General features: G+C 49.1%; 8 protein-coding genes. 1 reads left to right on the top strand and 7 read right to left on the bottom strand.

Annotation, left to right across the window (positions count from 1 at the left end; genetic code table 11):
• Positions 1-213 precede the first annotated feature (213 nt).
• Positions 214-405: an HNH endonuclease signature motif containing protein gene (locus H6F56_RS26920; protein ID WP_190670282.1), complete on the top strand. Its 192-nt coding sequence runs from the start codon at positions 214-216 to the stop codon at positions 403-405.
• A gap of 80 nt (positions 406-485) precedes the next feature.
• Here the strand turns inward: H6F56_RS26920 and argH are convergent, their stop codons facing one another.
• The 7 genes from argH to H6F56_RS16890 all read right to left on the bottom strand — a co-directional run bounded on the left by argH (position 486) and on the right by H6F56_RS16890 (position 10,690).
• Positions 486-1,871 (bottom strand): argininosuccinate lyase, encoded by a 1,386-nt coding sequence (gene argH, locus H6F56_RS16920; protein WP_190670279.1) that lies wholly within the window; start codon positions 1,869-1,871, stop codon positions 486-488.
• Positions 1,872-1,986: 115 nt separating this feature from the next.
• Positions 1,987-2,235 carry a hypothetical protein gene (locus H6F56_RS16915; RefSeq protein ID WP_199312972.1) on the bottom strand — a complete coding sequence of 83 codons (249 nt, stop codon included), beginning with the start codon at positions 2,233-2,235 and terminating at the stop codon, positions 1,987-1,989.
• A 367-nt stretch (positions 2,236-2,602) separates the two neighbouring features.
• Positions 2,603-4,087, bottom strand: a complete 1,485-nt coding sequence (locus tag H6F56_RS16910; RefSeq protein WP_190670327.1) for a PP2C family protein-serine/threonine phosphatase — start codon at positions 4,085-4,087, stop codon at positions 2,603-2,605.
• A 673-nt stretch (positions 4,088-4,760) separates the two neighbouring features.
• Positions 4,761-5,783, bottom strand: coding sequence for a hypothetical protein (locus H6F56_RS16905; protein ID WP_190670276.1), 1,023 nt, complete (start codon positions 5,781-5,783; stop codon positions 4,761-4,763).
• Positions 5,784-5,890: 107 nt separating this feature from the next.
• Complete coding sequence (locus H6F56_RS16900; RefSeq protein WP_190670274.1) at positions 5,891-8,275, bottom strand: DUF3769 domain-containing protein; 2,385 nt, start codon at positions 8,273-8,275, stop codon at positions 5,891-5,893.
• Positions 8,276-8,383: 108 nt separating this feature from the next.
• Complete coding sequence (locus tag H6F56_RS16895) at positions 8,384-8,503, bottom strand: photosystem II reaction center protein I (RefSeq protein ID WP_190670270.1); 120 nt, start codon at positions 8,501-8,503, stop codon at positions 8,384-8,386.
• A 318-nt stretch (positions 8,504-8,821) separates the two neighbouring features.
• Positions 8,822-10,690: a hypothetical protein gene (locus H6F56_RS16890; RefSeq protein WP_190670267.1), complete on the bottom strand. Its 1,869-nt coding sequence runs from the start codon at positions 10,688-10,690 to the stop codon at positions 8,822-8,824.
• Positions 10,691-10,703 lie beyond the last annotated feature (13 nt).

Here is a 10,703-nt window from a genome sequence, read left to right as displayed (position 1 = left end):
CTTTCTCTCTACTGTTTTATTAACTTTTGAATGAAGCTTTTGGCTACACAAAATCGTTTCGCCAATTCCCGTTGCGATATTTCTTCATTCTCATACACTTGGATTATTTTTTCCCGCAAGTCCAGTGAGTAGGCTTTCATCTTTACACCCTCAACAGCTCCCCATTACTGTACCTCTGTTATTTGAGAAACGCTATATATGGTGTGTTGGTAGGTGAACCCTAAAGCTCACGGTCATTACCTAATTCTGTATAGTGAAGGAGGCTCTGCTGATCTACAAAACATGATGACGCTTTGTCCTTCATGCCATACTAGGTCTCATAATAAAGAGGCTACTTTGGCTTTAGCTAAACGGATCGCTACTCGTCGCCAGCGTCAGAAAGCTGCCAATACCGGCTCCCAGTAGAATTTCCTAGCCTTAATTTTTCCGAGTTGCCTGTTCAACATTTCACCCCAATATTACAGTCAACAACTTGTCTCTCACGCCTATGAGTTCAACCGGCACTTTGCCTCCTCTATTGCTTTCCTCACCGGCACAAAACCTGTCCCGCCATAACTATTCCGTGCGGCAACAACTTGCCTGGGTGTAATTGCATCATAAATATCTCCCTCAAAAGCGGGATGCAATTCTTTCCACTCTTCCAAACTCAAATTCTTGAGCAATTTCCCCGCAGCCAGACAAGTTTTTACTACCTTTCCCACAAGATTATACGCCTCGCGGAATGGCACGCCCTTTGTTGCCAAATAATCTGCTACATCTGTCGCATTCGAGAAGTCTTCCGCCACCGCCTCAGCCAGACGCTCACTGCGAAATTCGATTCCTTCCCGCAGCAAAATTGTCATCGCTTCTAAACAAGCTTTAACGGTTTTAACGGCATCAAATAGCGCTTCTTTATCTTCTTGCAAGTCTTTGTTATAGGCTAAAGGCAATCCTTTCATTAACACCAACATTGCTTGCAAATGCCCAAACACACGCCCTGTTTTTCCTCTTACTAATTCTGGTACGTCGGGGTTTTTCTTCTGGGGCATAATGCTAGAGCCGGTGGCGCAGCTATCTTTGAGGGTAACAAAACCAAACTCTTGAGATGCCCAAAGAATGACTTCTTCAGACAGCCGGCTTAGGTGAACCATAATTAAGCTAGCTGCACAGAGAAATTCAATCGCAAAATCGCGATCACTGACCCCATCTAAACTGTTGGCATAAACGTTGCTAAACCCCAACAATTCGGCGGTATAATGCCGATCAATGGGGAAAGTGGTGCCGGCAAGTGCACCCGAACCTAGGGGACATACATCCACGCGCCGGCACACATCTCCCAGGCGTTCCCAGTCGCGCTGAGACATTTCAAAATAAGCCAGCAGGTGATGAGCTAAACTCACCGGCTGCGCTCGTTGTAGGTGCGTGTAACCGGGAATCAGCGTCTCAATATTCTGCTGGGCTAAATTCAGTAAAACTTCCTGAAATTCGCGCACCTGACCCCGAATTTGACCGATTTGATCGCGCAAGTACAGTCGGGTATCAGTGCCAACTTGATCATTGCGAGAGCGTGCCGTGTGCAGTTTTTTACCGGCATCTCCAACAATTTCTGTCAGCCGGCGCTCAACGGCAAAGTGTATATCCTCAGCATCAACGCCTGGTCTAAAAAATCCCTGCCGATATTCTTGCCGGATCTTTTCCAAGCCTGCCACTAAATGTTCGCCTTCTTCCGCTGAGATAATGCCGGTTTTTGCCAGCATCTTGGCATGAGCGACAGAGCCGGTAATGTCATATTCAATTAATTCAATGTCAAAATTAATACTGGCATTGAACCGTGCAATGGCGGGATGCAGCGCTGATTCAAATCGCTGGCTCCAAGTCTTTTGTTCAGTCACGGCAGTTTCTCGCTTTGCCTTATGCTTATGCTGGTAAATTTGATTGTGAGTGACTGTCAGTGAAGTTTAATTTTTTATCCACTTCAATCACCCCCTGTTAACGCCTAATCAATAATTAAGAAGCAGTCGTATTCCGAATTACATAGCCAATCACAATTCCCGCCAACATTGCCCAAACTTGGCCGGTTTGGATAAAATTGTTAAAGGCTTTTTGCATATCCGTTAAAACGTTCGTCTGACTGACATTTTGAGCCAGTACCGCTCCATTGAAGAGCGACTTCCAAAGGAAAAGCTGCACAGAATCACTGCTCACTGTCATGCCGGCTAACCCCGCTGTCGCTTGGTGAATTAAGTTAATGACCATTTTTTCTCCTTACACAAAATCTAAGCTGACTACTGAAGTTTGACGGTAAATAGATGACTTTCCTCACCTCAAGGAAAAGCCTCTCAAGTGAGAACTACTAAAAGTTATACCATTTTTAATTTCGATTTTTGTATTAATAAAACCAATCACTGAATGAATTTTCAGCAGCCATAAATCATATAAGTCGGCATAAACCTTTGAATGCAGCTAGCCCATCATTAATGTTGCATATTTTGGGGATTTGTAAAGGGGGCGTCTGCCTGAATTAGGTTTCAGTTCACAGCGGCCAGTTTCTCACAGGAAGGAGCCGGCAAAATATGAGTGTTAGATGCGAGGTGAGTTTTACCCTCTCACCCTTCACCTTTGCCTACTCCCCTGTCACCGCAGCTTTTTGAACTGAACGCCCTACAGCCATCTCAGAAGATTGCACCTGCATGACCACAAGCGTCATATCATCACTATTGTGGTTATTTAGGCCAATGAATTGCTGCACCCGATCAAACAGATAATCTAAAATCGCTTGGGGATTTGGGCAATGCTGGCAAGCCCATTGAAAAGCGCCGATCAGATTTTCCTCATCGAAACGCTCACCACTTTGGTTGGCTGCATCCGTAAACCCATCAGTGAAATAAATAATCGTATCTCCGGGGTGAAGTTGCACTTGAGCTTCTTGGTAGGTGGTGTCTGCATCCAAACCAATCAGCATTCCCAGTGTATCTAAGCGTTGGATCGCGCCGGTGCCGGCTTGCCACAACAGTGGGGGGTGATGAGCGGCATTACTGTAAGACAGGATACGCGTTTGTGGGTCGTACTCTGAATAAAATAGCGTGACAAATCGGTGGGAATTTTCCAAATCGGTATACATGACCCGATTTAAATGTTGCAGAATCCGAGCCGGCGAGTGGCCATTAAGAACTTCCGCTCGCAGCATTCCTCGCGTCATAGTCATAATCAGGCCGGCAGGCACTCCCTTACCCATGACATCCCCGATCACCACACTCCAGGGACCGGCTGGGTTACCACCAGGCGCTTTAGAGCGCACCTGTTCACCTTGCGTGCGCCTCTCACAATCGTGGCTGGTGGGAATGAAATCGTAGTAATCTCCCCCCACACGGTTCGCCGTTTGGCACTTTGCTGCTAGTTCAACGCCTTGAATTTTGGGACATTGGCGAGGCAGCAGGCGCAGCTGGATTTCTGCCCCAATTTCCAGTTCCCGATCTAGCCGTTCTTTCTGGCGCAGTTCAACCGTCAGTTCGTCATTTTCAATAGCCACTGCCGTTTGGTCAGCCACTAAACGGACTAACTTCTGGCGCGTTTCCGTCCAGGTGTATTCGGGATCGCGGCTAAAAACATACAGACGCCCTCGTTCAGCATTCTTAATCAAAATGGCAGTGCCAAACAATTGCACATCTGCACCTAAGGATCGGCTGACTTCACTATCGAGGGTGGCGGTGGAAGGCGTTAGGGGCGCAGCAGATGAGGAAGAGGCTGCTACTTGACGGGTTGCTGCCTCCAGCGCTTGGCGGATATCCTGACACTGCCGGCCCTCCTGGCAATGCAACCGCTGTAGCCTCACTTGGCCATTTGGTTTAAATAGCACCAGTGCCCCCCCATCTGCATCAGTCACACGGCTGGCGACAAGGGGAATTAGCTCTAAAAACTGATTGAGATTGTTAAAGCTTCGCAGAGCGAAACCGAGAGAACTGAGCAAATCCTGAATTTTGTGCTGTTCCCGCTGCAAACGTGCCACTAAGTCTTTGAGGGCAAAAACGGGTGTCATGTCCGCAGAGGCACTACTGTCAGCAGGATTCACAGGTTGCGATGGCCGGCGAGGTAGAGGTACAGCAGTCATCAATAATATGCCAGAGGCGAGTTTAAGGACGAGCGAAATGGTTGGGTAGTTAGGAACTGAGGAACCTTGGAGAAGTTCCACAGAAAGATTGCGTGAGCCGCAGCCTGGACTCAGTTCTGCTAAATATAGCTGCTTTTTGGTATTTGGACACCTGTAAGTTGTCCATGATATCCACTTAGGGCGATTCCCGGAAAAATACGCCGCTGATTTTTGTAAAAATTCTAACGAATGCGAAGCGGGATCATCGAAGACTGTTCTCCCAATTCCGAACGCTTGCATTTGAGATTGACCCAGACGCTGGTGAGGGATGTGCGATAGCAATGCCCGCGCTCTTGGACGCCGAACGGATTTCTAGGTCACTAACATCTGAGGGCTGAACTGGTGAACGGTTATAACTTGTTGGCAGCTCAAGTGTCAAAACGACAATGCCGATTTTTATTGGGAGTCCTGCTAATGGACAAACAGGATGCTCTTCAGGGAAGTTTTACCGGATCATTGTACTCCAGTCAATGCAATTAGCGGAGTCAAATTGTTAATTTTTCTAGTTATAGCAGCAAAAATTTAGTTCAGCAGCACTCAAAATATAGAACTTCTTCTGTTCACCTCCAAACTCAAGACGGGGCATGGGGCATGGGGGATTCAAAACGACCTCTCCCAACTCAAAACTCAAAACTCAATCGTCTTCCCACAAATCTCTTTCTACCTCAATGTCTCTAATCTGAGGTTTGCCGACTGAAGGTTCAACACCGGCATCTTCTGGGGGGTGGGCCACTGCTTTCAGCTTGGTGTAAAACTCAGAGGATTCGGGACTGGGAGAGAACTGGACAATTGGTTGTTTGCTAGTATCGCAGCGCGACCAATCAGCCTGATACTTACCCTGAGACGATGTTTCGGACTTCGGGCTTAAACCGGCTTCATCCTCTATATTTGCCACCTCAACCGACTCTTCTTGAGGCGTATCCAACGCTTTTGCCTGTTCTGAAGGGACTGGTGGTTCCCCCTTAGCAGGCAACGGTTGGAATTTGACGGGCCAAGTAGCTTGCAGCAGTTGTTCTGCAGTCTTCTCCGTTTCTGCCGGTACCGCCGCATTCGGATTGGAACCAACCGGCTTAGATTGTTCAGCTTGATAATATCGGGGTTCTGTTAGCGCTGCATTATCGGTAAATTCAAGGATTGCCTCAGCGTCTCCCACAACGTCGGTTTGCGGGAACGTACTCCCTCTGGTTTGCGCCTCATTAGGCCGGCTAACGGCTTCACCAGGCATAAGTGCCGGCGTTTCTGAGGGGTTAGCCTCTTCTTCGCCGGTCACCTCTAGCTCATTCTCTTCGCCTTCGCCAGAAAAACCGGCAGCAGAAATCGTTGCGGCTGAAACTGAAGAAAGTTCCGGATAGAAATCTAACTGGCTGCTTAAGGTATTGGGAAACTTGCGGCACACTAAGCGCTCAAATTCATGGTTGAAATGGAAAATCGGCTGACCGCGCCGACGCCAAAGCGCTAAAATTTGGGCCACCGAAATCGCTTTGTAACGCCCTTGATAGAGCGCCTCAATCAGGGCCAAACGCAACCAATGAGCCTGATAGTCGCCCAACCACCGCTCGATCAGTTGCTCAGCAGTGTAGCCACCCAGGTCAAAACTGTAGTGAGTTAGTAGCGCAGTTGCAGCGGCAACCGCAAAATCTCTGGCCGATTCTATCATCGCTGTTCTGAGAACAACTCAGGACTTAGGAGGTCATTTGTCATTTATTATTTGTTATTTGCCAACCGGCAACCGACAAAGCACAAATGACGAATGTCATCCATGCCTTAATCATAATCGCGGCGAACGCCTCCCTCTACTGAGCGGATCTCATCTGAGCCGGCAAAGGGCTGAGGGCCACCCGTCCAGTTAAAGTCGCTAATTCGCAGCGTCAAGGTGCCAATTTCCCGCACTGGATTGTAGCGCAGGACGATGCCATAGGTGCGCCGGCTGTATTCCAGAATGTAGTCGGTATTGATTTCTTCGCCGGTATCCAAGTTAACAGCGGTTTGAAATCCTAGACGGAACGGGCCATAAATTTGCTGGACGATGCCACCACCCAAGACTCTGACATCAGCAATGCGGTCGAAGTAAAACGGAGATTCCCCGCTTTGCAAGACTTGGGTATAAGTGAGATTAAAGCCGGTGTAGTCTAACCAAGGCCGGGAAAAATTACCGATTTGTCCGAGGATGCCAACGCTGCCGGTGAGGGAAGATTGGTTATCACCGTTACTGTAGAAGCCTGTGACGCCTCGGAGTCCAAGAACGAGTTGGAGATAGGGCAACACCGGCACGGGGGTGTATTTTAAGCCTTCTGTCGCAGTTGCCGGCAGTGATTGACCCCGCCACAAGGGAATGCCTCTGCTCAACGCTGCACTGGCTTGATAGCGGCCCAGGCCGGCGCGATTGTTTTCCCGGATTGGATCGAGTAAATCCAAACGATCTGTGTCGGCGTTAACATACTGCGCCGCTGCCTGATAGCTGAGGTTAATCCGGCTAGTTCCTAATTGAATCACCGGCGATGTGAGAACCGCACCCAGACTGCTTTGAACGGTTTGATAGCCCAAGGAACCATTAAACAAGCGATCACGGAATGAATATTCGCCGGTTAGGGCATGAGTGCCCACCAATTGACGCAGTCGCAGACTTGCCCGTAAATTGTCGTCTACTTCGTTCAAGTCCAGACTTGTGAATACCGCCGAACCGATCAGGCTGGTGCGTGGAGTTAGGGTGGCATTAAGTCTGGCCTTTAGACCAAACAAATCTGCAAAGCTACTGCCTTCCCCTTCCAAGGCTCTTTGAATATAAAATTGCGGTCGCAAGCTTAGCTGCAGTTGTGGCTCTGAAAGCGGATTAAACCGGCCTTCCACGAACACCCCGCCCCGATCCTCGCGGTCATAACCGAAGCTATATAAAGCTGGGTCACGCTCACGCCGGTCGATTAGCACGCGATTTCGCAACAATGGTAGGGAAAAACCCCCATCAAACACCAAGCGGGGGCGTTCTGCCCGAATTTCATCTACCAAGGGGGAAATACGCGTAAATGTGGCGCGTTCTGCCCTCAGTTCTAATTCAGGGGGTGAAAACGGGTCGTTGGTGAGGCGAATATTCCGGGCAAGTCCTCCCTCTGGGGTGAAATCTAGCTGGTCGGCTTCGTAACGCACACGCCTGATCTGCCCGCTTTGCCCGAAACCGGAACCGACATTAATGGAAACGCCGCCTGGAGTTTCTGTGACGTTTTCCAGGGGTTGGCTGGCAAGGATGCGATCGCTTAATGCGCCCTCTTGCAAGGCGACTGCGCTGACATCGGTGGGTAAGGTTGATGCGGATGCCTCCCCGCCGGTTGCCAGATACAGCTCACCGCCGGCTGGGCTAACGGTTCCGACGTTTTGAATAAAGTTATATTCAAATCGATCACCGCGCAACACCTGCTGTCCACGTCTCCAAGCAACGTTTCCCTCGGCTGCCGCCATCCGAGTTTGCAAATTGATTTGAATTCGGTCTGCATCCAGCACCGAGTCGCGAATTCGCATGACGACGTTGCCTTGTGCCGTGACGATTTGGCGTTCTGAGTCGTACTCTTGACGATCAGCGGTTAATTCCACCACATCTTCTGGGGCGATGGGTGGTAAGGGCACCGGCTCACCCGTTGGGGCATTTTGCCATTGGACTGACTTTTTTATGGCAGCAAGGGCAATATCGACCGGCACAGGGTTCTGTGTCAAAGGTTCTGTGCCGGTGACTCTGTTGCTTAAGTGAAGCTGATAGTTAAATTCTTTGCCGGCGGGTCTTTCTAAGACGCGAATAAAAACTGACCGCGCCGGCAGCATCAATGAATTTTCAGGTGCTGTTATCGGCGGCGGGGGAAATAAATCATTAGCGGTGCCTGCTTGCGGTTGTAGGGCCGGCTGTGACCAGCCGATAGCCACACTTAGTGGCTTCAGCAGAGAGGCCACCGAGAGCCTTTGAAGGGCCGGTAAAGGAGTCGATTGCAAACGCTCCGGCTCTAGGGGCTTGGGTTGCGTTATCAAGGAGGGGTTGCCCCCAGCCGCAGTCTGTGTGGGTGTTGGCGAAATCGCGATTGCATCAGAAACTGCGGAATGGGGGACTTCCTCAGGCTGCAAGTATTTAACCACCGATGGCGGTTCAGGTGGTGGAACCGGATAGGGCATAATCAGCAAAATGGGTCGAACGGATAGCCCAGACGGTTGACCTCAACCGCGCTAGATGCATAAAGGTACACTGCACCTTTCCAACCTGAGGCATGGGTGAAGGGCTGTTTATTCCGACAAATCGCGCCGGTTGGGGTTCCGGGACGGGTCGTTGGACAGGAAGCCAAACACGAATAAGCTAATGAAAAAGCCAACTACGATATAAACAGCGATTTTGAGGGTAACCATTCTGGGTTCTCCGACAGATTAGAACAGCGGGGGGTATGTGCCATGAAAATATGACAGTTTTCTTATCATATCTAAATATTTGACAACAAATTTCGATGGTTTGATTTTTTATATTTAAAACTTTTATTTTGCATTAATAGTTGGATACTTTTATTTTGGCGCTCGTTGTTGAAGGGGTATTTTTTTAACCACAGACAAACACATAGGGGTTATTATTTGGTGTCTAGGTGGGTGCTTGATATTTTCTGAATGGTTAAAATTTTTGCTTTGAGTTAGATTCCTTTGCGGTTGTATTTATGCAGTTTAAGTGCATAAATGTTAGTTGTGTCGGCGCTGTTGCCACAACTTCCAAATGTGGAGTGCTAGTTCTTCTAGCCAGAACATTGCACGATCCAGCCACTCAAGCAAAAGTTCTAGGGGATGTTTGACATATCCGACTGAGGTGGCGTGGGTTTCTATCCAGTCTGGGGTGTGTTGGATTGAGCTGCGCCGGCTCGTTAGTTGGGCTACTGTTGGGGGAGTTTCGCTGGTGGCAGCCGGCAAGGGTTGGTTTTGTTTTTTGATGGTTGGGGTTGCCGGCTTCGCATTTACTGGCGCAATTCCCTCGCTGGAAGTGGTTTGAGTGCTGGTAACCGATGAGGTATCTTGAGGTTGGCTTACCAGTTCGGATTTGCGTTTTAGGTAACGTTTGGCTAAATTCCGAATGGATTTGCCCACCGGCACGTTTTTGGTGGGCGAGAAGGGCAATGCTAAGTTTGGTTGCTCATCTTCTGAACCGGATAATTCATAGGTAGATGTGCCGGCTGTACTGTAGCTTGCCGGTTTGCCAAATAAGTCGCCGAGTGAAAGCCAGGGATCGGGTTCTGAGTTGAATTGTGCGGTTTGCGGGAGTTGCCGGCGAGTGTTACCGACAGCTAATTGATTTTCTGGTATTTGTGCGCCGGCAGGCAGTTGCCAATCTTCATCAGCTTCCCCTGTTAATTGTCCGCCACGAGGGCCAAAAAAGTAATCAACAGCCGCCTGAATGAGTGCTTGAACTTTGAGGGGATCGTTTTGAAGTGATGCCGATTTTTCTGTCTCTGCCGGTAAAGGGTTATCGAAAGAGTCGGTAACGAGGGCGATAAATGGTTTTTTTGCTTGTTCCAGTAGCCCATGAGAACGATTCTTAAAGGCAATGGTGAGGGCTGACACAGACGGTAAACTGAGTGTTTCCACTGCTGCTACGGTGCGATCTACGACGACTATCGCCCGATCTGGCAGCAATTCATGTATTTTGGATTTTAAATCTTGGATTTTAGATTGAGGAAGCGGTGTTAGGGGTAAATTAGCAGCCGGCAGCCCTAATAAATTCTCTGCCTCTGCGACTTTCTCCCTCTCCCTAGGTTGCAAAACCAGCGCCGCTTCTTGAAATAAATTAACAGCAACTGCCACAGGGCCACTTTGTACCCACGCCATGACATCCACAAATACACGCACCGGCAGGGCGAGATTTGCTCTTTCTTCGGGTGGCGGTAGTTGGGCGAGATTCTTCTGGCGTTGAGTTGCAGCAAGCTTTCGGTAACGGCAGTAGTGGGCGACTTCCCAACTAATTCGCTGGCGCAGTTTTTCCTGCTGCGGCGGTGTCAAAATATCTAAAACTTCATTTTTAACGGTTACTAGCACTAAGGATTTTGTCGCAATCAGGGAAGCAACGCCATGAATGATGGCATTGTCGCCTTTGCCGGCATTGTTCTGAATTTTTGCTGATTTCGCTGCATTCAGCTTGCTGGCAGGTTTGACGGCCAAGGCTGAATTACCTGCCGATGGTGAAAACCGTGTTGCCACATCCTCTGGCAGGGAAAGCGTTTGGGTGGCTTCCAGCACTTTCTGCAGGGGTGTGTCTACGGTAGGAGGTTCTTGACGCTGTGAGCTGGTAGACTCCTGCAATAAGGGTTTTCCCTCATTCGCGGGTGGTTTTAGCTGTTTTCCTGTCAATCTCGCGGTTTGAAAGATGGCATAGATCGGATACAGGAAGACTTGTGTACCCCAAACCGTTGCGACTTTTAGTTGTCGTACGGCGTGATCGCACGTCTCTGCTACGCGGCGGGATTTTTGGGAGAGGAAGTTAAAAAATCTACTTTGATAGCGACCAGAAGAACCGGACATAATTTTTAGAGGCGACAGGCTGCCATTTCTATTTTGTGGCATAGGAAGAGGATTA

It is taken from the genome of Microcoleus sp. FACHB-672, from assembly GCF_014695725.1.
Taxonomy (GTDB): domain Bacteria; phylum Cyanobacteriota; class Cyanobacteriia; order Cyanobacteriales; family Oscillatoriaceae; genus FACHB-68.
The sequence above is the reverse complement of the archived record's forward strand: the minus strand, read 5'-3'. Positions and strand labels throughout refer to the sequence as shown.

Bases quoted from the DNA above. Each gene is read 5' to 3' on its own strand.
- H6F56_RS16890 (WP_190670267.1), bottom strand. From the start codon at position 10,690: ATGCCACAAAATAGAAATGGCAGCCTGTCGCCTCTAAAAATTATGTCC.
- H6F56_RS16895 (WP_190670270.1), bottom strand. From the start codon at position 8,503: ATGGTTACCCTCAAAATCGCTGTTTATATCGTAGTTGGCTTTTTCATT.
- H6F56_RS16915 (WP_199312972.1), bottom strand. From the start codon at position 2,235: ATGGTCATTAACTTAATTCACCAAGCGACAGCGGGGTTAGCCGGCATG.
- H6F56_RS16910 (WP_190670327.1), bottom strand. From the start codon at position 4,087: ATGACTGCTGTACCTCTACCTCGCCGGCCATCGCAACCTGTGAATCCT.
- H6F56_RS16900 (WP_190670274.1), bottom strand. From the start codon at position 8,275: ATGCCCTATCCGGTTCCACCACCTGAACCGCCATCGGTGGTTAAATAC.
- H6F56_RS16905 (WP_190670276.1), bottom strand. From the start codon at position 5,783: ATGATAGAATCGGCCAGAGATTTTGCGGTTGCCGCTGCAACTGCGCTA.